We start from the raw sequence: 24,736 nt of genomic DNA, 5'->3' as shown, positions 1-24,736 counted from the left end.
GGAGATGCAATCAAATCCAGAGTCTTTTCTCGTAAAATCTGCACTTTGTGTTTGATTGTAATCAGCGTATTTTCACGAATAAAAATGTCATCATCGGGTTCTGCCAAGTATCTTTTAGAGTGAGATACTCCTAAATCATTATGCCGATAAATATCACACTCTTGTTCAGAATCTCGTGTCCACAAAAAATAACACACGCCACCTTTAATATCTACTCCTCTAAAACACTCATTAGAATCCGCAAAGTCGTGCAATGTTTTGAAATGCTTATCGTGAATCATTGTTTTCCGGAAAATATCTAAGCCCTTGCCACCCGTCATCCAGCGCGAAGGAATAATCATAGTGAGGTAGCGGGGATTTAGGCGTTTGGCTTGTTCCACAAATAGTTGATAAATTGGGCTGGCACTTGCTTGCGCACCGCCGTCGCTTAATTGATACGGGGGATTTCCAATAATTACATCAAATTTCATATCTTTTAACCTCTTAAAAAGTGTTGGGTTGTATTCTTCGTTACAGTGAATAAAACTATACGCGTGGTTTTCCAAAATATCGCCACGGTCATACTGGCTTTGGCTGGCCCCGCATAAAGCGCATTTGCCGTTACGCCAAATATGGTCCATTCGGGTATATTCAATATTCCCCTTCGGTGTGCTAAACGGGCAAATAGAGTATTTGCCGTTTGCATTTTTGGAACAATAAACGGAACGCCGCGCCAAAAGCCCAGTCAGTTCTGTAATAGCAAGTCCAAACAACTGGTTAGTAAAAATATGGTAAATCCGCTTTTCTAAATCTGGGATAAGTTCTTTTTCTCCTTCAATTAACCGCTTGGCAATTTCCCGCAAGAACACGCCGGACTTACAGCCAGGATCCAAAAACTTTGTTTCCGTACTTTGAAATAGGACAGGCGGAAGCATATCCAGCATTTCATTTACCAGTTTGGGTGGCGTAAATACTTCATCGGAAGATAAGTGGGCTATACAGTCCAAAATGTCCGGCTTATGCAGTTCTTTTAAGAAGGTCATTTGGTTTCCTCCAATAATTTGCGGTAATGAACAGGCGGGAAAGAACGCAAAGGCTTGGGAATAAAGATGGGTTCCTTTTGCTCATTTTCACAGACAGAAAACAAAGGTAAATTGCTAATGTCTCCCTCTTGGTTCATTTGGGAAAGGGAGTATTCTTCGCGGTTGATGGTGTACCCGATAAGGCTCCATTGTGTAAAAATTATTTTATCTAGGCCATTTAAAGAATCACCCTGCTGGATGTTCTTGCTTAAAACAAAGCGAATAAGGTTTTGAAAGTGTTCATCAGGTTTTTTGCGCAAAGAATCTTGATACGCCTGTACGGCCAGTTCAAAAAGTCGTTGGCGGGATTCTTTCACATTGTCTTCCAATAAGTCAATGCCATAGATGCTTCCCAATGCGGATAGTAACTGGGCTTCAAAATCTGCTTGTTTGGTGCGGTAGCGTGCCTGTAATGTTTTGAGTTTACGCTCCAATATGGCGACAAGGAAGTTACCCGTACCGCAGGCAGGCTCTAAAAATCGGCTGTCTATACGTTCCGCTTCGTTTTTAACAAGATCCAGCATAGCCTCTACTTCGCGCCGTGCGGTAAGCACTTCGCCAAAGTCGGCCACGCGTCTTTCACTTTTGATTTGTTGTTCCTTTCGTTCCGTCATAAAATAGGGGCGGAATCCGAAAGAAAAGAGGATAGTATTGGAATATAAAAAAACGGCTGTTTAGTCTAGGTCTAAGCTCAGCCCCAGCGATAAACAGCCGCATCTACCTGCCATCGCAAGGACAGCAGGTAGCATTTGGCACAAAAGCGAAAGGCTCATAACTTCCTTTGCTTTTGTGCTTCTAATCGGCTGTTTTTGGTGAGCTTAGATATTGGTTTTCCCAACAGCTATCCTACTCTTGCAGTAGGATCCCAAAAACAGTAAAAATTATTTGTGCCCGTTGCGGGCTATCTTTTTTCTCCCTACATTAAATTTTATTAGTTATTCTTATTGTACAAAAAAAAGCCCCGCTTGCGCGGGGTTTTTAATTCCACGGAGAGGGAGGGATTCGAACCCTCGATACGGGAATTAACCCGTATAACGGTTTAGCAAACCGCCGCTTTCGGCCTCTCAGCCACCTCTCCAAAATTTGTGCCGTCGGTAATATTACTGTCAACCTTTATATTATAACAAAATTTTACAAATTTTTCCTAATTTATCCGCGGGCCGCGTTTTTCCCTTATTTTTTACCTATACAGCGTGCCCCCTGTGGACAAATTAAAAACTCTTTTTTAAGCCCTCGGCCAGCGGAGTAAACTTCTGCCCCGTCAGCGTTTGCCACTTTTTACCCGAGCAAATCCAATGGCCGGGGATAGTGGCTTCGGTTACTTTGTCATAATTTAAGGCTGGCTGCGCCCCCGTAATACGGGCCGCAAGTTCATACACCCACGCCGCCAAACGCATCATCCACTTGGGGGCAGACGGCATAAAGGGTTTATGGCAATTCATCGCGCGGGCCATTTGCGTGATAAAATAGTCCCACGGGTAAAACGCCTCTTCCGTAATAAAATACGTCTCTTTATCCGTTTCGGGGCGGATAAACGCCTGCCACAGGGCTTCCACCAAGTCGGAAACGTGCACAAAACTGAAATATCCGTTGCCCGACGTATTCACCATTAGGCCGCGTTTGACCCACAGCGCGATTTTAGACACGCCGGAATCGTTCTTGCCATAGACAATCGGCGGGCGGATAATCGTCCATTTTACGCCAGGGCGGAGCGTTTTAACGGCCTTCTCCCCCCCCAGTTTGGTAATGCCGTAATCGGACACAGGCTTCGGCTCCATATCCTCGGTGCGCGGATGGTCTTTATCCGCGGCATAACCGCTGGCCGCCAAACTGGAAACGTGTACAAAGGTTTTGATTTCCGGCGTATTATTTACGGCCGCCACCACATTTTGCGTGGCCAAGACATTTGCCTGCTCAAAATCCGCGCGGTTAAAGCCAAAAATAGCCGCCGCCAAGTGGAACACGCCCTCGCAGCCGGACAAGGCCTTTTCCAAGGATTTCACATCACTATAATCGGCCTGCACTAAGGTTACCGCCGGGTTGGCGGGTTGTTGTTTAGGCGTGCGGCGAGTAACAATACGCACCTTGTACCCCTCCTGCAACAGTTTATCCGTCAGCGCGCGGCCGATAAAACCATTTCCGCCGGTAATTAAAATCGTGTTCTTCATACGTTAGTCCACCTGAATATCCAGTTTATCCACCAGTTCATCCGTCTTTTGGGAAACCGTCTTTTTGATTTCCTTTTTAATAGCCTTTTCGTCTATATCTTGGTTGGTAAAGTTTTCCTTTCTGCGGGCGTTGCGGCGGACAAAGTCAAAATTAAAGGTAAACCGCTTTAAGCCACGGTCAATATCGGCCTTGGTGGGGATTTCACCATATTTTATTTTGTTAATCGGCGTAACTTTATCCTCTTGCGGGAAATACCACAATAAGGAATACATAATTGCACAAGTAAGCACAAAGAAAATCAGTTTATTTAAACTTTCCAATTTATACAGGCCAAATAAATTGGATACGATAGACAAAATGACGATTACCCCCGTCCACATCGCTACCGCCATCCCGATAAACGTCCAGCCCGAGGCGCCAAAATCGGGATACAAAACCATAATAGCAAAACAACAAATAATCAGTACGGCAAAGCGCTGCCATCCGTTCATATTATTTCTCCTGTTTGAACTCCACGCTTACGGTGAGTTCGTCTTTTTCGTAATACATCGGCAGCGGCGCAAAGGGCCCGGCGTTGATTACGGCGGAAGAGGCGGCAAAGTCAAAGGTGTCATCGCCGGATTTGCGTTCTACCTGTAAATTTTTAATTTTTCCGTCGCGCGCAATGGCAAAGGATACCAAGGCAGATAGGGTATTGCCCGCGGGACGGCGTTTTTCCCACTCAATCCAGAGGGAATTTCTCACCTGGGTAATGTACCAGGGATAAGGGAAATTGGCAAAATCGGTTTGGATATTACCGCCTGCGAATTGGCCTTCTTTGGCGGCTTCGGAAGATTCGGCAGATTGTCCCCCCTCTTGTGCATCGTCCAATACGCTGGGCGCGGCTAACGGGGCAGCCGGCTGGGCCTTTTTAGCGGGTTGCTTTTTGGTGGTAATTTCGCTTTTGGAGGCATAAGCCTTTTTAGCCGTTTTGGCAGGCTCGGCCTTGGGCTGGGCCTCTTTGGCTACGGCCGGGGCTTGCACGGCGGCCTTGGGCGCTTTTGGCGCCGCGGCTTCCTGCCCTGTGGTGGCAACCACCTTGCCGCTGCCGATAAAATCAATCGTATAGGTAGCGGACGCCTTCTTAGCCGAAGGAGCCAATATCAAAAGCAAGAATAAGGCGGCTAAAACGTGCAGTCCGCCGGAGATAGCAAAATAGCGGTTCATCAGTTTTTAGAAAGTACCCCGATTCCCAACTTGGCCGCGCCTAACTTTTTGGCTACGTCAAAGACGTCCACCACCTGCTGTATCGGCACGTCTTTATCGGCCTGGACGAGAATCGTCTTTTTATTTGCTTTACCCAAGCGCAAAATCAACTCGCGCTCCAAATTTTTGAGCGTCAGTTTTTTATTCATTACGGTAATGGTGCCGTCGCGCGTAACTTCAATACGGATGACGTCGTCCTCCGCCTGCGTGTTAATGGCCTTGGATTTGGGCAAATCCACCGTCAGTTGCATTTGCACCAGCATTGGGCTCATTACCATAAAAATAATCAGCAAAATCAATGTGATGTCAATAAACGGCACCATATTGATTTCCGCCATTACGGTTCTGGTTTTGTGTGTGCGCATAGGTTAAAATTCTTCCACGTCGCCGCGGCGGTAAATAATTTCATCGGCGATATTTTCCAGTTCCTTGGCAAAGTAATTGGTTTTAGACAAATAATAGTTGTACGCAATTACGGCGGGAACGGCCACAAAAAGCCCGGCGGCGGTGTTTACCAACGCTTCGGCAATACCGGCGGCCACTACGGAGGCGCCCGCGCTGGTGGCGGTGTTGGCGGCTAAATCTTTAAATGCGTGCATCACGCCGATAACCGTACCGAACAAACCGATAAAGGGCGTAATACTACCCAAGGTGCCCAAAATGGTCAGGCGGCGTTGTAACTTGGTAACTTCCCAGTCAATCACGCTGCCCGCAATTTTTTCCAGTTCCGCTTGCGGGCGGTTGCGTTCCTGCACCAAGCGCAAAATAAGTGCGGCCGCAGGCGTATTTTTGACGACTTCCTTGCGGCAGGCGTCCTCCACCTTTTGGTAATTTTCCGAGCGGAGCGGGTGGCGGCAGTACGCCATTAATTTGCGGGAAAGCGAAATAGTGGAGCGCAATTTAAAAAAGCGTTCCAAAATAATTGAAATAGAATACACAGACAGCAAGAGCAGTAAGATTAAAATCGGTCCGCCCGCCGCCAAAAGTTCGCGTAAGTTTGTCATATTGGAAAAATCCATTTTTTTATCTCCTTATTACCTGTTCACTACGAATATAATAAAAATCTGCACGAGTATATTGGAAATGAGCCCGGCGGCCACATCGTCAAACACCACGCCAAAGGCATTTTCCATTTTATCAAACGTCTTAACAATCCACGGTTTTAGCGTATCAAACGTCCGAAACAGCACAAACGCCGCTACCAGATACGGCCACGTCCGCGGTAAGAACGCCATAGCCGTAATATATCCGGCCATTTCGTCTATTACGATTTTGGGATTATCGTGGCCCGTGAATCCTTTAAATTGTACTTTTTTACAGACCCATACGGCAACCGCCCAAAACGCCAGCATACACACCATATAGAGCATAGAATCCTGCGGGAAGCACAGCACCAAGGGGATTCCCCACAAGGTTCCCAAAAAACCCGCCCCGGTATTCTTTTTGTACTTAAACACCATTGGCGGCAGATAACTGACAAACAGCCCCGTGGCTAAGGCTCGCCAAACTATTTGCATACGGGCAGGCTCCACGATTTTTTAAGCAAATCCCAGTTGTTTTTTAAGTACGAAACGGCGCTAATCCACGTAATCACCGCCGCAATAGCCGTAATGGCGTAAGGCACCTTTTGGAGCGTTAAAAAGGTAATTTGGAAGCACTCCCGCGCCGGACCGGACACCAAGTGGGACAAGTGATATACGTCCAGCACAAAGAAAATCGTGCCGATAGCCGCCATTTGGATAACGGTTTTGAATTTGCCCCAGCGTTCCGCCGCCATTACTTTGCCTTCCAAGGCGGCAATCACGCGCAGGGTGGAAATCATCAGTTCGCGCAGTAAAATAAAGAACACCGCCCAAATCGGCACGTCCAACTCTTTAATGCCCACAAAGGCAAAAAACGCCGCCGCCACCAAAATTTTATCCACAAACGGGTCCACAATCGCGCCAAAGGGCGTAATGGTGTTGGTTTGACGGGCGATTTTGCCGTCCACCCAGTCCGTACTGGCCGCTAAAATAAAAATAAGCGTGGCCGTAATGCGGGCCCAGCCGTACGGCAGCAAAATAAACAGAAACATTACAATAGACAGCGCGGCGCGCGTAAGCGTGATTTTATTGGCAAGTGTCATCATTTTTTAAATCCTCCAAACACAGCCCCGGGAAGCGGCTGGTTTTTTTGAATATTTTTTAAGACGGCTTCCGTCGTCATTAAGTCGGACATAATGGTAATGGTCTGCGGAAAATAATCCGGCGCGGTTAAGGTCAGCAAAAGTTGGTATTCTTCCCCCTCTTTGGGCGTTAAAAGCAAAACGGCTTCCTTGGCGGTTTGGCTTTTTACAACGGCATTATGGCGTTCCACCAACGCCGTATAATTTCCAAAGTCAAAGAGCGCCTGATTGGGTTGGCCCTGCTGCCAATCGGCCCAAGAAAACGTGGTAACTTGGTTGCCCGCTTCGTCCAAAATAACGATATCTTTTTTATCCGTAATGGCCGTCTGTTCCAAGTCGCCCTCCGGGCTCATTGTATCCAGGCGCAGGCGGTTTTGGGCGCGGTCGTAAAAGAGTTTTCCACCGGAGCGGCTGACTTCTACCCCGTCGTAGGAAGTAGTTTGATTAAAGGCGGTTTCCAAGGTGGCTAATTTTTTATCCCACTTCTTTAAGCGCGCGGTTAGTTCGTCGGCACTTAGCGTGGTTTTAGGCGCGGGAGCGGGCTTTTTAACGGGCGTTTTTACCTCTTGCACAGGCTTTGTGGGCGCCGGGACTACCACTTCCGGGATTTCCGGCTCGGGAACGACGGGCTCCTCGGTAGAGGAACCGCCGCAAGCCGCTAAAATAAACGACAAGGCAAACGGAAAAATAACTTTATTTATAGACGGTTTCATACGTTTCTTCCTGATAGTTTTTATCATACGGTAAACTGTTCAAATCCTCAATGGCTTGGTCAATCATTTCGTAATGGATTTCCCAGCGGTTGGAGCCTTCCGGCTTGGAAATATAGCCCTTCATTTCCAGCACGCTTAACATATTGGTAGCGCGCGCGGAAGAACCAAAGTGCGCTTTGAGCAAATCCTGCGACACGCGGCGGCGCTCTTTAATCAGGTTAAGCGCCTGCAACAATTCCTCCGGGCTCGTACCAAGACCGTCCTGCGGGCGTTGGTGCGGGTTCTGCTCCGCCACAATTTGCACCGGGTAATCCGGCCCGCCTTGGGCGCGCAGGAAATCAGCCACCGCCTTGATTTCCTTTTCGGACACATACGCCCCCTGAATACGGAACGGCGTTTTGTCTGAGGTGCTTTGATACAGCATATCCCCGCGGCCCAGCAAATCTTCCGCCCCGGTGGCATCCAAAATTACCTTGGAGTCAATGCCCGAGGCCACCTGCAACGCAATGCGGGAGGGCAAGTTGGCCTTGATGATACCCGTAATAACCTTTACGGACGGACGCTGCGTACAAAGAATTAAGTGAATCCCCAACGCGCGGCCCATTTGCGCCAAACGCTGGACGGAGTCTTCAATAGACGCCTTGGTTTGGAGCATTAAATCGGCCATTTCGTCAATAATAACAAAGATGTAGAACATCTTTTCCTCGTTATTTTGCTTGGCCCATTGGTTGTACCCTTCAATATTTTTTACCTTGGCCAGTTGCATAATGGACAAGCGTTTTTCCATTACCTTTACCAGCATTTGCAAGGATTTGGCGGCCCCGTTGGCGTCGGTAACCACATCTACATCGTCGCACGAGGTCTTGGGGTCATAGAGGTACGGAATCCCTTCGTAAAGCGTAAGTTCCACGCGCTTGGGGTCAATCATTAAGAACTTGACCTCATCGGGCGTGTGCTTATAAATGAGGGACATAATAATCGTATGCAGACAAATGGATTTACCACTGTTGGTGGCGCCGGCAATCAAAATATGCGGCCACTTTTCGGCCACGGAACCGGCCGGTTCGCCGTCAGCGTAGCGGCCCAAGGCAATCGGCAAAACGGCCTTGGAATTAGCATACACAGAAGATTGCAAAATTTCCTTCATCGTAACCATTACGGGGCGTTCGTTCGGAATTTCAAACCCGACGGCGTTTTTGCCCGGAATAGGCGCCTGGACACGCACGGAGCGGGCCTCCATACTGGCCTGAATATCCTGAGTGCGGGCCGTGATAGAAGCAATGGTTACGCCCGGGTCTGGCTTGATTTCGTAGCGGGTAACCACAGGCCCCGGCGAAACGCCCGTAACCGTGGCGCGGATATCAAAACTTTTTAAGGTGTCTTCCAAGCGGCGGGTGGCCTGGGCAATTTCGTCATCCGTAGGGCCGACAATACCGTCCCCAGCCGGGTCGTTTAACAAATCAAGCGGCGGTAGTTTAAAGGTTTTAGGGTCAAATTTCTTTACTTCGCCGTTTTCATCGGTAGGCGCCTTGGCGTTTTCGTCCTGTTGCAAATGGGCGGACGAAATTTCCTCGCGCCGCGGCAAGTGGACGGGTTCGGCCACCGGGCGGCGGATTTCGGGTTTGGAGCGGTGAATTTCCGGCACTTCGTGGATTTCCTCCGCTACCGGGCGGGAAGAGGTTTCCTTAACGGGCTTTTCTTTAAGTTCCGCCTTGCCCTCGCGCACTTTTTCTTTGAGTTCGGCGCGGGCTTCCATCCAACCGTTAAAATCATTGCGGACAAATTCGCCCGTTTTTTGCAAGACAACAGCCCACGGAATAGCAAAAAGCAAGTGAATCCCCACCAAAATAAACGCGAGCGAAAACACTGCCGCGCCCGCCACCCCGGCTACGCCCTGTAAGGCCGTGCAAAGGCTCTCGCCGACGTGTCCGCCGGAAATAAGGGAATCTTTAAAAACGAGTCTTAAAAGCGTTAAAAAGCAGGAAAAGGCCGCCAAAGTTACCGATGATCCGATAATAAAAAACAGGAAGGACGCGCTTTTTTTGCGCACCGTTTGCACCAGCCAATACCCCAAAAACAGCGGTATTAACCCCGCAGATTGCCCCAACATCTGGCGCAACTGCTTGGCTACCGCCTGCCCCGCCGCACCATTGGAAACGTTAAACCACAAAATGCAAAAGAGCCACAGCGTAAGCGCGCCGGTAAGAATATACAGCACCGTGCGGATCCACGCCGAGGAATTTGTTTTTTTAGTGCGTTTTTTAGATTTTTTAGGGGTGTAATAGTAACGCTTTTGCATATAGGGATATTTTACCTTTTTTAGGTTCATTTTCCAAGATAAAACTAGCCGGTAGCACCGAACAAAAAAACCTGGCCATTTTCCCCAAAAAATGTAAAGCCCCCGCTTGCACGGGGGCTGCAAAAACTACATATTCTCTTGCACGGGCGGTGTGGGTGGTACCGGGGCTTGCGGTTCGGGGGTGGCTCCCCAAATGACGTGGTAATTAATACCGTCCGCCACCAAGGTTATTTTCCCCTGTCCGTACAGCACGCCCAAGGCCAAAAACAGCACCGAACTGGAAACGCGCAACATCAATTTTAATTGCCAAGACGTAGCCGTTTTATGCTCCGCCAAATACTCACTCATACGGGTAACGGCAATTTGAATATTCTCTTGCAGCGGCGTCATAGTTACACCCGTTCAATGGCAAACAAGGCATCGCCCTGTTTAACCGGTTTGCCGTTTTCCACCAGCACTTTTTTGATAATGCAGGGGAATTCCGCGCGCATTTCGTTAAAAACCTTCATCGCTTCAATCAGGCAGATTACGTCGCCTTTTTCCACGCGAGCGCCTTCTTTAATAAAGGGCGGGGCTGAAGGAGTGGAACCGCGGAAGAAGATACCCATAAGGGAAGATTTGATTACTTCTTTGTATTGTTCCTGCACGGGAACAGCCGCACGCGCGCCCGAAGCGCTGACCGCACCGCCCACATTGACGGGCACCGGCACCATAGCGGGTTTGGCTTTCACCAGGCGCAGATATAACCCTTTCTGGTCGTATTCAATGGTGTCCAGGTTGTTATCCTTCATAAAACCGTACAGTTGTTTTACGTCCTTCAAAATCGGAGATTCTTTGACGGCGGGCTTTTTAGCGGCCGCTTTGGAAGCCGTTTTTTTAGTTGCTGTTTTTTTCATAAATCAAAATGACCTCGGTTTTGTAAGTAATCCCAAAACTACTTTAATCTATTTTACATAATTTTGAGAGTCTTGAAACAAAAAGTATTATTTTCCCCCGGCGGGCGGAAGCAGTTTTCCGTCGGCGGAGAAGGTTAATTGCAGGGTTCGCGCCGCCTCAAAGGCTGTTATGGCATACCCCATACCCGACCCCAAGGCGGGTTTTAACGCGCGGGAGTTTATCCCCACCACCTCGCCGGACGAGCGCAAAACAAGCGGGCCACCGCTGTTACCATTATTAATTGCGGCGTCGGTTTGGATATTGTCTATCCCGTTTGTATTTTGAAGCGCGCTGATAATCCCCTCGCTGACCGTCCAAAACTGATCTATGGGCTGGCCGATAGTCTGCACGGTTTCCCCTGTTTTGTAGTGGGAGCGGTCCGTATCCAGTTTAAAATACGGAAACTCCCCCTCCGCCTTTAACAGGGCCACATCACGCGATTTATTGCGCTTTACCACCCGCGCATAGCGGAACGGCGGGCGAGCAGTGGCAGGCTCAAAGGGTAAATCTTGGTACAAATAATAGCGGATCTCTTTTTCCCGCCCGACAACGTGCGAATTGGTTAAAATATATCCGTCGGGCGAAATGAAAAATCCGCTCCCGTGTCCATCCGGCGTTTCTATATACACGGTTTTGGCAAGGAGTTCCTTATAGGCGCCGTCGCTGCGCGGAAAAGCGGCCTCAGCGTAACGGGGAGCAAAAAGCAGGCGGTTTTCCTCTAAATCCCGCATAATTTCTTTTAAACAGGCGCGCAAATCATCCTCTAATGTGCGGCGGATACTTTTGCCAGCGGCCTGCGTATAGCCCGGGGCCAACACCGGGAAGAGCAAGGAACCCGTCAAACGGTTAAACCAATAAAATCCTATCGCCGTATTGCTAAATTCAAGCGGCGTTTTGCGGGCGGCTGATAATTGTATAATGGGCAAGCGGGTTTGCGTATTGCGCAAGGTAAGCGTTACCTGCGTGTGAAAATACGGGTACATATAATGCTTGACCCATAAAAAGTCTTGGCTGTCGGTGCCCTTTATGGTTCCGTTTAGCCACTCGGCGCGGACGGAATAGTTTAAATCGGCCTCGTAATCGTAATTTTGGCGCAGTTTAGAAGAGTCAATTTCCACCCGCTCAAATAATGTGCCCAAGGCGTCCGCCGTAGCCACGCCTGCGCCGTCCGCAACGTCAATTTTGTAAGCGTTTACCGGGGTAAGATTATAATCTTTAAAGGTAAAGGGTTCTTGCGGGAGTTTATCGTGCGCCACCAAGACGGAAGCGTTTATTTTATCGTTAAAAGCGGGCTCTTTGTAAAGGGTTCGTTTTAACCGCCCGTGGTAATTGCAGGCAGACGAGGACAGACACAACAGCAGGGCTAAAACCAGCCAACTATTTTTTGCCAAGCGGGAAGATAAACGGAACATATGTTTATTATACCAAATAAAAACCCCGGGGCGGGTTAGGGCTCCGGGGCTTTTTATATACATCAAGTGAAACTATTTGAGCAAGGCTTTGCGGGAAAGTCTTACTTTTCCGTTATTGTCAATTTCAACGCATTTCACTTCAACGATGTCGCCGAGTTTTAATACGTCTTCCACCTTGTTAATGCGGTGTTTTTCAATTTCGGAAATGTGTAAAAGTCCGTCCTTACCGGGCAAGATTTCCACAAACGCGCCAAACGGCTGGATAGACACTACTTTACCCTTGTAAATTTTGTTTACTTCGGGTTCGGCAGTCATCATATCAATTTCGGCTTTGGCCTGGTCCAAGCGGTCGCTGTTGGCGGCGGCGATAGTTACCGTACCGTCTTCGGCGATGTCAATCTTGGCTTCGGTAGATTCCGTAATGCGTTTAATGTTCTTGCCGCCGGGGCCGATTAAGGCGCCGATTTTGTCCACCGGGATTCTCATTTTGAAGATGATAGGCGCGAAGCGGGAAATGTTTTTCTTCGGTTCGGCAATCGTCTTCTCCATATGGTCCATAATGAACATACGGCCTTTGGTCGCCTGGGAGATAGCCTGGCGCAAAACATCCAACGGGATACCCGTTTTGAGTTTTACATCCATCTGGAAGGCGGTAATACCCTTGCGGGAACCCGTAAGTTTAAAGTCCATATCGCCCAAATGGTCTTCCAAGCCCATAATATCGGACAGCACGACAAATTTGCCTTCGCCCGAAATGGCGCCCATAGCAATACCGGAGCAGGCCGATTTCATCGGCACGCCCGCGTCAAACAGGGCCAAAGAACCGCCGCAGACGCTGGCCATAGAGGAGGAACCGTTAGATTCCATAATATCGGAGACCACGCGAATCGTGTACGGGAATTCTTCTTCGCTCGGGATAAGCGGCATTAAAGCGCGGCGGGCAAGTTCCCCGTGGCCGATTTCGCGGCGGCCCGGAGAGCGGTCCGGTTTGCATTCACCGGTAGCAAAACCCGGGAAGTTGTAATGCAGCATAAAGCGTTCATAAGTGGTGTCGTCCAAGCCTTCCACCATTTGCTGGTCGTCGGGCGTACCCAAAGTGGCAACCGCCAAGGATTGGGTTTGGCCGCGGGTGAACAAGGCGGAACCGTGTGCGCGGGGCAACAAACCAACCATAGAACTCAAAGGTCTGATTTCGTCGGGTTTGCGGCCGTCCACGCGGACGTTTTCGTGCAACACCAAGTTGCGGGATTCTTCGTACATAATGTTTTCCAAGGCGATGCCCGCATAGGTGGCGGCATTATCGCCGTAGTTGGGGGTCAACTCTTCGGTAAAAGAGGCCTTCAACTGGGCAACCTGCGTATCGCGGGTTTGCTTGTCGGAAAACGCGTGCAAAATCTTTTTGGCTTCTTCGCGGAATTTGCCGTTGGCGAGGTCCGCCACTTCCTGCGGCAGTTTTTCCACGACGTATTCAAATTTCGGTTTGCCAGCCAATTCGCGCAGTTTTAACTGCACAGCACACATCTTGTCAATTTCCGGCTTGGCAACTTCCATCGCTTTGATAATGGCGTCTTCTTCTACTTCTTTGGCGCCGCCTTCCACCATTAACAAACCTTGCGCGGAACCGGCAATAACCAAGTCCATATCGCAGGATTCTTGTTCTTCTTTGGTGGGGTTGACGATGTAGTTTCCGTCCTTGCGGCCGATGCGCACAGCAGCGACAGGCTCGTTAAACGGGATGCAGGAAATGACTAACGCGGCGGAAGAAGCCAATACGGACAACACATCCGCATCGTGCTTTTCGTCGCTGGAAATAACCATAGCCGTTACGTTGGTTTCGCAAGCGAAGCCTTCGGGGAAAATCGGGCGGATGGTGCGGTCAATAATACGGGAAGACAGCGTTTCTTTTTTGCTGGCGCGGCCTTCGCGTTTGAAAAAACCGCCGGGGATTTTGCCCGCGGCGTAGGTTCTTTCTTTATAATTGACGGTAAGCGGAGTAAAATCGGAAATACCCGGTTTTTGCTCTTTGGTGGAAACGGCGGTAGCCAAGACCATAGTTTCACCCATAGTGGCCACGACCGCGCCGTCGGACTGCTTGGCGATTAAGCCCGTTTGGAGTTTAATCGTTTGGTTGCCGACGGTAACTTCCACTTCTTGAATATCAAATTTGTGGTTGAAATTTTGCATAGTAAAAGTTATTTTCTTAATTTAAGTTCCTGGGTAACTTTTTGATATCTTTCAAAGTCAGATTTCTTCAAATAAGCGAGCAAGCGTTTGCGCTGGCCGACCAATTTGTTCAGGCCTCTTTCGCCCGCAAAATCTTTCGGGTTGGCTTTGAGGTGGTTAGAAATATATTGGATGCGTTCCGTAATGAGCGCGATTTGTACGGCGGCAGAGCCGGTATCGTTGGCGCTGGATTGGAATTTGCTGATGATGTCTTTTCTGTCTTGCATCGAAAGTACCATTTTATTGTACACTTAGGCCGTTTGCTGCGCAACCAAGCACTCTTTATCCGAAGGAGTACCGAGCCGGAGTAAGGGCCTTCTCCTATTGTTAATTTTATACTTAGTAAAGTACAGGTTAATTATAACAAATTATCTGGGCTTTGGGGAAGCCTTATAGGTTTTCTTTGCGTGGAGTTTGCACTGCAAGACCTATTTGGGGCAAACAAATGGGGGGGGGCGTAACCCAATCATCTACATATAATTATAGCAGAAAAACGCCCGCGGTTAGGCGGGCGCAAAGAGTAGGAGGTTTTTTAAATTTTATTGCGCAAACCCTAAAAATAGGGCGGCGTATAGGTCCACATTGTCCAGTTTCACATCGCTGGCGGTGTGGATATCCTTAAATTCGCGGCTAATCCAGGCAAATTCCCGGTCCAGGCGCTGTTTTTTAAGGATTTGGTCTTGCTGGGTTGTTTTTGTAAGCATTTTCATTGTGCGCCTCCTCCGCGTTAAGTTATATTTATATCATATTGTTTCCGACGGAGAAATAACAGGGCCCTTGGGCCCAGCCCGTCGCCATTTTTAGGCCCACGCCAAGGCACCCGTCGGGCCTAGTGCAAAATAGGTCTTTTGGCCTGTTTTTCCATTTGATATACTTTATATATATGGTTACGGAATCGGAAATTTTAGCCAAAGCAAAGGCCACGCATACACTCACAAAGGCGGAAATTGTCGCGCTCTTGTCGCTTACGGACGCAAAGTCCCTTTTTCAGGCGGCTGATGAAGTCCGCCAGCAGTTTGTGGGCGATGAGGTCTATTTGCGCGGGCTGATTGAATTTTCCAATTACTGTAAAAATGATTGTATGTATTGCGGTATCCGTCGTTCCAATACCTGCGCCAAACGGTACCGCTTGTCCCCACAGGAAATTGTAACCTTGGCCCAAAAGGCCGCGGGATACGGCTATAAAACCGTGGTTTTGCAATCTGGGGAAGATTTGTGGTTTTCCGCTGATAAAATGGCCGATATTGTCCACCAAATCAAAAAAATGGACTTGGCCGTTACGTTAAGTATTGGCGAAAAAACGCGCGAGGAATACGCCCTGTACCGTCAGGCCGGGGCGGACCGATACCTTTTGCGCATAGAAACCACCGATAAAGCCCTTTACGAAAAACTGGACCCGCAAATGAGTTGGGACAACCGCGCCCGCTGTTTAACCGATTTAAAGGAACTCGGCTACGAGGTTGGCTCCGGCTCCTTGGTGGGATTGCCCGGGCAAACGCTGGAAAGTTTGGCGGATGACCTGCTGTTTTTTAAGCAACTCCCCGTGGATATGGCGGGAATCGGGCCGTTTATCCCCCACCCGCATACGCCTCTCGCCAACAACACCACGCAGGGGCACTTTGAACTCGCCCTCAAAATGATGGCGGTAATGCGTCTGTTACTGCCGGATATTAACATCCCGGCTACTACGGCTATGGAAACCCTGCACCCGCAGGGGCGCCTTTTGGCCTTGCAAAGCGGGGCCAATGTGGTAATGCCCAACGTAACCGAGGGCGAACCGCGCAAAATGTACGAACTGTATCCGGGCAAAATCTGCACCGGGGACACCCCGCAAAAATGCCGCTACTGCATTGCGGGCAAGATTGAATCTATCGGGCGCACCGTCCAAATGTCCTACGGCTTTCACGGTGAGTATTTAAGGAATAAAAACAACGAGTTTTCCCCCAAAAACAAATAAAGAGTCCCCCTCTTTTTTGCCCGGTCTGCCGACTAATCCTTTTTTCTTTTTCAAAAAAATTTTGTTTTATGGCGGAAATGTATTACAATATAGGAAATTAAAACGGGAGTACCCCGTTAAAACTGTTATTTTAATACAAGGGAGAAACGACCATATATGGTAAAGAAAACCGTCAAGAAAACGGCCGCTAAAACCGCCGCTAAAAAGACTGTAAAAAAAGCAGCCGTAAAGAAAGCCGTTCTCAAAAAAACCGCTAAATATATTTACTCTTTTGGCGCAGGCCGTGCCGAGGGCAACGGCAAAATGAAGGAATTGTTAGGCGGCAAGGGCGCCAACCTGGCTGAAATGGCCGGACAATTAAAATTGCCCGTTCCTCCCGGATTTACGATTACCACCGAAGTTTGCACTTATTATTGGAACAATAAGCGCACCTATCCCAAAACCTTGAAGGCCGATGTAGAGGCCAACCTCAAAAAAATTGAACGCGAAACCAAAAAGGTTTTCGGCTCTGCCAAAAACCCGCTTTTGGTGTCCGTACGCTCCGGCGCGCGCGCTTCTATGCCGGGTATGATGGAAACCATTTTAAACATCGGCCTGACCGAGGAAACTATCCCGGGTATGATTGCCAAAACGGGCGACGAACGCTTTGTGTATGACGCCTACCGCCGCCTGATTATGATGTATTCCGACGTAGTAATGGAAAAAGCCGCCGGAATTGAACCCAAAGACGGAGAAGGCATCCGCAAAATTTTGGACGGTATGCTGGGCGATTTAAAGACCAAACTCGGCGTAACGGACGATACGCATATCCCGGCGGACGAACTAAAAAAACTGTGTGTAGAATTTAAGAAAACCGTCAAACAGGTTTTGAAAAAGGACTTCCCGGACGACCCGATGGAACAACTTTGGGGCGCTATCGGCGCGGTATTTGCCTCTTGGAACGGCAAACGCGCCATTGCCTACCGCAATATTGAAAACATCCCGCACGATTGGGGCACCGCCGTCAACGTGCAGACAATGGTTTTTGGTAATATGGGCGACACCAGCGCCACGGGCGTAGCCTTTACGCGCAACCCCGGCAACGGCGACAGCCATTTCTACGGCGAGTATTTAATTAACGCCCAGGGCGAAGACGTGGTGGCCGGTATCCGCACCCCCTCGCCGATGAACAAATGGTCCGCTAACGCCCACTCGGCCCACCTGCCCACCTTGGAAAAGGTAATGCCGAAAGTTTATAAAGAATTGGACGCTATCCAAAAGAAACTGGAAAAGCATTTCCACGATATGCTGGATATTGAATTTACGATTGAGGACCAAAAATTGTGGATGCTCCAATGCCGCGTAGGCAAACGCAACGGCACCGCCGCCGTGCAAATGGCCTTGGATATGGTAAAAGAACGCTTGATTTCCAAGGAAGAAGCCGTCCTGCGCGTAACGCCTGCCCAGTTGGGTGAACTCCTTCTCCCCGCCATTGACCCCAAGGCCGAAGCGGGCGTAAAGCCCATTGCCCAAGGTCTGCCTGCGGGCCCGGGCGGCGCGTGTGGCGAAATCGTTTTCAACTCCGCTGACGCCATTAAACTGCAAGAAGCCGGCAAAAAGGCCATTTTAGTGCGCGAAGAAACCAACCCCGAGGACATTGAGGGTATGCGTGCGGCTGCGGGCATTTTAACCCAGCGCGGCGGTATGACCTCTCACGCGGCGTTAGTAGCGCGCGGTTGGGGTAAATGCTGCATCGTCGGGTGCGGCGAACTGGAAATCAATCTGGAAGCCAAAACCGTTAAAATGGGCGGAAAAACCTTTAAAGAGGGCGACGCCTTAACCTTAAACGGCACAAAAGGCTACGTCTATGACGGGGCTTTGAAAATGTTGACCGCCGGCGAGGGCAACAAAAACTTAATGCACTTTTTGGCCCTTTGCGACAAAGTGCGCGTCCTTAAAGTACGCGCCAACGCCGATACGGAAGAAGATGCCATCAACGCCCGCAAATTCGGCGCCGAAGGTATCGGTCTCTTCCGCATTGAACATATGTTCTACGGCAAAAACTCCGAAAAGCCGCTCTTTATCTTGCGCAAAATGATTCTCTCCGGCAACGAAGCCGAACGCAAAGCCGCGGTAGAAGAACTTTTCCCGTATATGAAGAAGGAAATCAAGGCCACGATGAAGGCGATGGCGGGATACGGCGTAACCGTGCGCTTAATGGACCCGCCGCTCCACGAATTTGTGCCGACCTTGCCTTCCAAGCAGGCCGAACTGGCGGAAGCGTTGGGCATTACGCTGGACGTTTTTAAAGAACGCGCCGCTGGCCTGCACGAGGTCAACCCGATGATGGGGCACCGCGGTATCCGCTTGGGCGTAACGTACCCGGAAATTACCACGATGCAATCCCGCGCGATTTTTGAAGCCGCCGCCGAACTTATTCAAGAGGGAGTAAAGGCGGAACCCGAAGTAATGATTCCGCTCACCTGCGACGTGAACGAAATCATCACGCAAAAGAAACTCATCCGCGCCGCCTATGACGAAGTGGTAGCCAAAACGAAAGTGAAGAAACTCCACTTTTCAGTCGGTACGATGATTGAAATTCCGCGCGCAGCCGTACTCGCCTACGAAGTGGCGCAGGAAGCGGACTTCTTCTCGTTCGGCACCAACGACCTTACACAAATGACGTTCGGCTTCTCGCGCGACGATATCGGCGCGTTCCTGCCCGAATATTTGAAGCAAGGTATTTTGGAAGCCGACCCGTTCCAAACGCTTGACCAGCGCGGCGTAGGGATGCTGATTGAACACGCCGTAACCGAAGGGCGCGACGCGAAACCCAACTTGAAGGTGGGTATCTGCGGCGAACACGGCGGAGACCCGGCCAGCGTGGAATTTTGCCACCGCGAAGGGTTTACCTATGTGTCCTGCTCTGCGTTCCGCGTGCCGATAGCGCGTTTGGCTGCTGCGCAAGCCGCCGCCAAGGATGTATTGGCCTACAAACGCAAATAAAAGTTGTTTTTATGTGAAAAGCACCCCGGGAAAAATAATTCCCGGGGTGTTTTTTTAATTCATTGGATATTCTTTAATATATTCCTTTGAGCGGCGCCTATCCCAAGCCACGCCGCGCTTTACAACCTTGGCTGGGTTCCCGGCAATTACGCAGTTTTCCTCCGTAAACTTACCAGACACAACCGCCGAAGCCCCTACTACGCAATTTTTAGCAATAAAACTATTCTTTAAAATTGTACAGTCCATAGCCAGCCAAACATTATCACTAATGACAATTTCCTTTCCCCAGTTTTGTAATTTCTTGGTTTTAACATCATAAATGGTATGTGTATCACTAGCAAATAGCCATATCCCCCAAGAGAACATACAATTATCTCCAATAGTAACGGTTGTATTGTCTTCCATTACAATAATATTTACACCATTAGCATCAGAATTTTCACCAATTTTTATATGACAATTATATACCGGGGTTTCTATATCACCACACGCAATTATCCCTTTCCATTTTTTTACCGAAGGGGCTATTTCTATTTTATTATTCTCTCCATATATTTCTATTTGCACTCCTTGGGGAATAAATGTGATAATATTTCCTTTTCCGAAAACTTGTGGTCTTTTAGATCTTTCTGGATGATATAACTCTTTGCAGTATCTTCCCAACAAATGGATAAAATACAAAATTTTGGAATACCCATATTTACGTTTCAAATATAACTTATCCTCTTTCTTCATAATATGCCTCATTAAAGCCCCAATTTTATTTTTATTTGTTTTAAAGCATCTTTTTCCAAAATAGTATTCATACAAATATGATTTTGTTTTATGCAAGTTTCTTGCCAAGTGCGGGAATAAAATTCGCAATGTATGGGGCAAGCGCGACTGCACAAATTTAGATTTTCTGAATAGCCTAACACTTTTGGCGAACTGGGGCCAAAAAAGACACAAGACGAGCCCCCCTTTAATGCGTGGCGTAAGTGGACGAGCCCGCCCTCGCTGTCTATATGCAAAAGAGAGTGCTTTAAAATGACTTTTATTTCCTCTAACGAGGTTTTCCCGGCCAAGTTATTATCAGCGTTTCCTATGCGTTCACCTTTTCCGCACCCAACCTCAATAATTTGATATTGCGGAGCAATTTCTTTTAAATCAGCAACTAATTTTCTGTAATACTCCACGGGCCATAATTTGGTACTATCTACTAATTGCGTATCCCCTACTTCCCGGTTTATAGTTATATATTTTTTATCCGTCAAACCAAATTTTTGTAAGGTTTCTTTTTCCCGTTCTAACGGTACATCAAGAACCCACTCTTCCTGCAAGTTAAACTCATTTACCAAATCAGGTTGAGCCCAGCGTTTTTGGATATTAGATACGATGTTGTATGTAATACAATCCTTATAGGGAACTGTTAAAAAATATTTATTTTCCCGTTCTAAATCCAACAATTTTTCCACATAGGCCAATAGACCTACGGGTAATCTTTGCAAATTGGCATACTGAACAATCGGACTTCTATTGCAAGTTATTTTCAAATCAAAATATTGAGAATCTCTTTCACTTTCAGACAAAAAATCGGACAAAGTTGCTGTTAAATGTGGCAACAACGATATATTATGACAACAAACAAAACACTTTACCCCTTTTTCTTTACAAAACTTATTGTAAAAAGCCGTTGCCCAGTTTAGGCTCATTAGCATATCACCCATACCGCCCTCTATGGTTAAACAAATGCGCACCGGCCCGGAGATGTGATTATTTTTTTGTTTTTTGCTGATAGCCGCCAAGAAACAAGCCCACATCATATGCGTTGCAATTTTGGTTACAGAATTATATTTATGGGTATATCGGTTTAAACGGGCTTGCAAATAATCCACCCCTAATTTGATATTAAGTTTTTGCTGACGGAGTTCTACTTCTCTTACCTTGCATTTATGTTCAAACGCTTTGGACTCTTCCAACAGTTCTAAATCCGTCTTTTTGCGGGCAGATTTTTCGCGCAGGGCCGCCTTATGAAAAACCGAATAGTCCTTCAAGCACTCCTTCCACAAGCGGGGCGAAAACGAAAACACAAACCGCAGCCAATGCGCCAGACAAAGCGATGAATCATGTATATTTTTCCATACAAACCAAGTGCGGTTGCGCTTGGATAAAAATTGCGTAAATTTACTTTTTTTACTGTTAATCGTGCCACCGCATTTGTGGCGAGGCTTGGTATCAGGCGCATAAATCACTTTCCAGCCACGTTTTAAACCCCGATATACAAGGTCTGTTTCTTCCAGCATATACGGGTCCAAATTTTCGTCAAAACCACCTAACAAATCAAAGTAACTCCGCTGGCAAAAGAAATACGCTCCCTGCACGCCCCAAGAGGGATATTCCTGCATTTCCGGCAAATCGTCGTTGTAAATATTATGCGTAAAACGCGGAAAACCTTTCTTCCAGCCCAATAATTTTACGCCGTCCAACTGCTCCCACGCGCCTGCTTTTTTGGGATAGGCGCAGTAGCCCGCACACGCCACGCAAAACACATCCGGGCGCAAATATTTTTGGGCTGTATTGAAGAAATCTTCATCAACAAACACATCATTATCCAAAAAGCAAAGCCACTCACCCTGCGTAGCGGCCACGCCAAAATTGCGCGCAGACGACGCCCCGTGCTTGGGGTTTTCCAAAAATTTAACTTGCGGGAATAACGCGGGAGCTTCTTGCATAGAACCGTCCGTAGAATCCCCCACCACAACGGTAATACTGACGGGAACGGTAGATTTTTTGGCGGCAGCCAGGACGGTAGGCAGGCACTCCTTCATATGGTGCAGACCATTTTTAGACGGAATAACGACGGCGATTTTCATAAAAAGTTCCTCCACAAAGCAGGGGAAGGGGCCTGCCTCTTGGCGGAGATGTGCATAAGCCCCTTTCCCGTTCATACGTATGTGCTGTAACGTATGAAAGCGAACGGAACCTACGAAAAATGAAGCGGTAACAAGGATGAAAAACAAAGGAAGGCTTAAAAAAACGGCTGGTTAGGACAAGTCTGAGAGAAGTCTTGCCAATAAACAGCCGTGGTCCCGCCCATATAAAATATGTGCGAAACACTCGGCAGAAGACAAGGGGCTCATGACTTCCCCCCATCTTCTGCCTAAACTAACTGTTTTTTGGACTCTCTCAGAACTTTGGGTTTTCCAAAGCCTTCCTATTCTTCAATAGGATTCCAAAAACATTAAATTGTCGGTGCAGGGTTTCCCCTGCGCACTGCGTTTATTATAGCATATTTGACTACTCCTTAAAGTATAACGGGCGTAAAGAGTTCGCCACCGCCAATAGGCATACGCCGACATCGGCAAATACCGCGCTCCACATATTGGCTACGCCCGCCGCGCCCAAGGCCAGCACAGCGGCCTTAATCACCAGCGCAAACACAATATTTTGCTTAATCACGCGCAAGGTCTTGCGTGATATTTTAACCGCCGAGATAATCTTTTTTACCTCGTCCGTCATTAGCACCACATCGGCGGCTTCTATGGCGGCATCCGAGCCAAGCGCGCCCATTGCTATACCCAAATCGGCGCGCGCCAAAACGGGTGCATCGTTAATACCGTCGCCCACAAAAGCCGTGGCAAAGCCCTTGGGCGTATTTGCCATTAATTTTTCCAAAATTTCCACCTTTCCGGCGGGTAACAACCCCGCGTAAACGTGCCTGATATCCAGTTCATAGGCGGTTTTTTCGGCGGCGGAAATACTGTCCCCGCTCAACATCACTACTTGGTGCACAAGCCCGTTTTGCAAGGTTTTTAAAGCCTCTTTGGTGCCGGGTTTTACCTTATCGCCCAATTCTATACGGCCCTTAAAAACGCCGTTTTCCGCCACATATACGCACGTTCCGCGCCCCGTCTGTACATTTTCCACCTTGTAGCGCGCCATTAAGCGTTCGTTTCCGGCCAAAATTTGCGCGCCGTTGATAGAAGCGCAAATCCCCTCACCCGCCACCTCTTGCACCTTTTCGGCGGGTTCGCTTGCGTTCCCAACTGCCTGCAAAACAGCCTTGGCTATCGGGTGGTTGGAATAATGCTCGGCCACCGCCGCCAATTTAAGCAAACCTTTTTCCGTAGCGTTCCCCACCGGGAAAGCGCCCGTAACCTCAAATACGCCTTGCGTGAGCGTGCCCGTTTTATCAAACGCCAGCGTATAAAGGTGCGATAATTGCTCCAAGTACGAACTGCCCTTAATCAGCACGCCGTTTTTGGCGGCGCCGCCAATCCCGCCAAAGAACCCCAGCGGCACCGAAATTACCAAGGCGCACGGGCAGGAAATCACCAAGAAAATAAGTGCGCGGTAAAACCACGTTTTAAACGAGGCATCCGCCAAAATAAGCGGCGGCAACACGGCTACCGCCACGGCGGCAAACACCACGGCCGGCGTGTAAATGCGGGCAAAGCGCGTGATAAATTTTTCGGCGGATGATTTTTTGTTGGCGGCATTTTCGGCCAGTTCCAAAATCTTGGCAACGGCGGAATTTTCGTACGTCTTTGCCACCTTTACGCGCAAGGTGCCATCCACGCTGATTACCCCCGCCAACACCTGCTGGCCCGCTTGGGCGGTTACCGGGCGGGCTTCCCCCGTCAAGGCAGACGTATCCAAATGGCCGCTTCCGCTTTCAATCACGCCGTCCAGCGGCACGCGTTCCCCCGGCAACACAAGTACCATATCCCCCACCTTAACCGTTTGCGGGGCGACCTTGTCCTCTTTGCCCTGCTTAACAAGGCGCGCAAAATCGGGGCGCAAATCCATTAAACTTACAATGCTGCTGCGCGACTTGCCCGCCGCGTATTCCTGCAACAATTCCCCCACCTGGTAAAAAAGCATTACGGCCACCGCTTCGGGAAATTCGCCAATGCACCACGCACCCAAAGTGGCTACCGCCATAAGGGAATTTTCGTCAAAGTAATTGCCCTCTTTTATATTGTGGTAACAGGCCTGCCACACCTCGGATCCGCTGATAAAATAGGCCGCCAAATAAAGGGGCAATTTTATATAAAGCGACACGGGCAAAGCAAAACCTATAACAAACAGCCCCGCCGCTATGGCTAATTTCTTCCACTCGCCGCCGTGCGGTTCGCTTTCGTGCCCGTGGGCGCACGCGCAGGCGTGGCAGGAGGAACAGGCGTGTTCGTGATGATGACTCATAACCCCTCCTGTATGTGTTCTAACCCTTGGTCAAAAATACGTTTGACGTGTTCGTCCGCCAGCGAGTAAAACACCGTTTTCCCCTCCCGGCGGTTTTTGACGAGTTTGTTTTGCTTTAAAAAGCGCAACTGGTGCGAAATGGCCGAGTGGGTCATACCCAGTTCGTCCGCAATGTGCTGGACGCATTGTTCACAGTTAAACAAAGCGCACAAAATGCGCAGGCGCGTACTGTCGCCAAACACTTTAAAAAGGTCGGCCAAATCATAGAGGGTATCTTCGGGCAGTTGCAAGGATGGTTTGCAAACGTGTTTAGGGGTTTTGTTCATCGTTCAATCCTATAAATTAAAATATGTGAACATATGTTCATATATTAGTATAATGAATTTTG

Annotated in this window: 23 protein-coding genes and 1 tRNA gene; 2 read left to right on the top strand and 22 right to left on the bottom strand. The window is 48.7% G+C overall.

Translation table 11 applies throughout. The features are described 5' to 3' along the window. The 18 genes from B2118_RS01740 to B2118_RS01655 form a co-directional block, all read right to left on the bottom strand. The coding region (locus B2118_RS01740; protein WP_428052806.1) for an Eco57I restriction-modification methylase domain-containing protein at positions 1-1,022 on the bottom strand (1,022 nt) is incomplete at its 3' end. Next, positions 1,019-1,675: an SAM-dependent DNA methyltransferase gene (locus B2118_RS01735; RefSeq protein ID WP_428052804.1), complete on the bottom strand. Its 657-nt coding sequence runs from the start codon at positions 1,673-1,675 to the stop codon at positions 1,019-1,021. The genes B2118_RS01735 and B2118_RS01740, both read right to left, overlap by 4 nt. 373 nt (positions 1,676-2,048) lie before the next feature. Next, positions 2,049-2,139: transfer RNA gene (locus B2118_RS01730), tRNA-Ser, on the bottom strand. Between the two features lie 133 nt (positions 2,140-2,272). Beyond that, a complete protein-coding gene (locus B2118_RS01725; protein WP_428052802.1) occupies positions 2,273-3,229 on the bottom strand; it encodes an NAD-dependent epimerase/dehydratase family protein in 957 nt (318 codons plus the stop codon). Positions 3,230-3,232: 3 nt separating this feature from the next. After that, on the bottom strand, positions 3,233-3,721 hold the full coding sequence (locus tag B2118_RS01720; protein WP_428052800.1) for a hypothetical protein: 489 nt from the start codon (positions 3,719-3,721) through the stop codon (positions 3,233-3,235). Position 3,722: 1 nt separating this feature from the next. Further along, entirely contained in the window at positions 3,723-4,436 is a 714-nt protein-coding gene (locus B2118_RS01715) for a TonB family protein (protein WP_428052798.1), read from the bottom strand. Continuing rightward, positions 4,436-4,840, bottom strand: a complete 405-nt coding sequence (locus tag B2118_RS01710; protein WP_428052796.1) for an ExbD/TolR family protein — start codon at positions 4,838-4,840, stop codon at positions 4,436-4,438. Before B2118_RS01710 ends, B2118_RS01715 begins: the two co-directional genes overlap by 1 nt. Positions 4,841-4,843: 3 nt before the next feature. Then, positions 4,844-5,494 (bottom strand): MotA/TolQ/ExbB proton channel family protein, encoded by a 651-nt coding sequence (locus B2118_RS01705; RefSeq protein WP_428052795.1) that lies wholly within the window; start codon positions 5,492-5,494, stop codon positions 4,844-4,846. Positions 5,495-5,509: 15 nt separating this feature from the next. Continuing rightward, positions 5,510-5,992, bottom strand: coding sequence for a phosphatidylglycerophosphatase A family protein (locus tag B2118_RS01700; RefSeq protein WP_428052793.1), 483 nt, complete (start codon positions 5,990-5,992; stop codon positions 5,510-5,512). Continuing rightward, the gene (gene pgsA / locus B2118_RS01695; RefSeq protein WP_428052792.1) at positions 5,983-6,603 is read right to left on the bottom strand and encodes a CDP-diacylglycerol--glycerol-3-phosphate 3-phosphatidyltransferase; all 621 of its coding nucleotides are present in this window, start codon (positions 6,601-6,603) and stop codon (positions 5,983-5,985) included. Before pgsA ends, B2118_RS01700 begins: the two co-directional genes overlap by 10 nt. Next, complete coding sequence (locus B2118_RS01690) at positions 6,600-7,352, bottom strand: LolA family protein (protein ID WP_428052790.1); 753 nt, start codon at positions 7,350-7,352, stop codon at positions 6,600-6,602. The genes pgsA and B2118_RS01690 overlap by 4 nt, the downstream gene beginning before the upstream one ends. Further along, positions 7,333-9,681: a DNA translocase FtsK 4TM domain-containing protein gene (locus B2118_RS01685; protein ID WP_428052788.1), complete on the bottom strand. Its 2,349-nt coding sequence runs from the start codon at positions 9,679-9,681 to the stop codon at positions 7,333-7,335. The genes B2118_RS01690 and B2118_RS01685 overlap by 20 nt, the downstream gene beginning before the upstream one ends. Positions 9,682-9,777: 96 nt before the next feature. After that, the gene (locus B2118_RS01680; protein WP_428052786.1) at positions 9,778-10,041 is read right to left on the bottom strand and encodes a hypothetical protein; all 264 of its coding nucleotides are present in this window, start codon (positions 10,039-10,041) and stop codon (positions 9,778-9,780) included. 2 nt (positions 10,042-10,043) lie between these two features. Then, positions 10,044-10,547, bottom strand: a complete 504-nt coding sequence (locus B2118_RS01675; RefSeq protein ID WP_428052784.1) for an acetyl-CoA carboxylase biotin carboxyl carrier protein — start codon at positions 10,545-10,547, stop codon at positions 10,044-10,046. Between the two features lie 87 nt (positions 10,548-10,634). Continuing rightward, complete coding sequence (locus B2118_RS01670) at positions 10,635-11,999, bottom strand: S1C family serine protease (RefSeq protein WP_428052782.1); 1,365 nt, start codon at positions 11,997-11,999, stop codon at positions 10,635-10,637. A 72-nt stretch (positions 12,000-12,071) separates the two neighbouring features. After that, entirely contained in the window at positions 12,072-14,183 is a 2,112-nt protein-coding gene (gene pnp, locus B2118_RS01665; protein ID WP_428052780.1) for a polyribonucleotide nucleotidyltransferase, read from the bottom strand. A gap of 8 nt (positions 14,184-14,191) precedes the next feature. After that, positions 14,192-14,461, bottom strand: coding sequence for a 30S ribosomal protein S15 (rpsO, locus tag B2118_RS01660; RefSeq protein WP_177746373.1), 270 nt, complete (start codon positions 14,459-14,461; stop codon positions 14,192-14,194). Positions 14,462-14,761: 300 nt separating this feature from the next. Continuing rightward, on the bottom strand, positions 14,762-14,932 hold the full coding sequence (locus tag B2118_RS01655; RefSeq protein ID WP_428052779.1) for a hypothetical protein: 171 nt from the start codon (positions 14,930-14,932) through the stop codon (positions 14,762-14,764). Positions 14,933-15,105: 173 nt separating this feature from the next. Here B2118_RS01655 and hydE point away from each other — a divergent pair, with 173 nt between their 5' ends. Next, the gene (gene hydE / locus B2118_RS01650) at positions 15,106-16,179 is read left to right on the top strand and encodes a [FeFe] hydrogenase H-cluster radical SAM maturase HydE (RefSeq protein WP_428052777.1); all 1,074 of its coding nucleotides are present in this window, start codon (positions 15,106-15,108) and stop codon (positions 16,177-16,179) included. A gap of 156 nt (positions 16,180-16,335) precedes the next feature. Further along, complete coding sequence (gene ppdK, locus B2118_RS01645; protein WP_428052775.1) at positions 16,336-19,164, top strand: pyruvate, phosphate dikinase; 2,829 nt, start codon at positions 16,336-16,338, stop codon at positions 19,162-19,164. Between the two features lie 54 nt (positions 19,165-19,218). Here the strand turns inward: ppdK and B2118_RS01640 are convergent, their stop codons facing one another. The 4 genes from B2118_RS01640 to B2118_RS01625 all read right to left on the bottom strand — a co-directional run bounded on the left by B2118_RS01640 (position 19,219) and on the right by B2118_RS01625 (position 24,674). Continuing rightward, complete coding sequence (locus tag B2118_RS01640) at positions 19,219-19,899, bottom strand: acyltransferase (protein WP_428052773.1); 681 nt, start codon at positions 19,897-19,899, stop codon at positions 19,219-19,221. 11 nt (positions 19,900-19,910) lie between these two features. Beyond that, positions 19,911-22,016, bottom strand: a complete 2,106-nt coding sequence (locus B2118_RS01635; protein WP_428052771.1) for a glycosyltransferase — start codon at positions 22,014-22,016, stop codon at positions 19,911-19,913. 424 nt (positions 22,017-22,440) lie between these two features. Continuing rightward, a complete protein-coding gene (locus B2118_RS01630; RefSeq protein WP_428052769.1) occupies positions 22,441-24,348 on the bottom strand; it encodes a heavy metal translocating P-type ATPase in 1,908 nt (635 codons plus the stop codon). Continuing rightward, a complete protein-coding gene (locus B2118_RS01625; protein ID WP_428052767.1) occupies positions 24,345-24,674 on the bottom strand; it encodes an ArsR/SmtB family transcription factor in 330 nt (109 codons plus the stop codon). Before B2118_RS01625 ends, B2118_RS01630 begins: the two co-directional genes overlap by 4 nt. Positions 24,675-24,736: the final 62 nt, after the last annotated feature.

Source organism: Candidatus Avelusimicrobium stercoris, assembly GCF_002437085.1.
GTDB lineage: Bacteria > Elusimicrobiota > Elusimicrobia > Elusimicrobiales > Elusimicrobiaceae > Avelusimicrobium > Avelusimicrobium stercoris.
The sequence above is the reverse complement of the archived record's forward strand: the minus strand, read 5'-3'. Positions and strand labels throughout refer to the sequence as shown.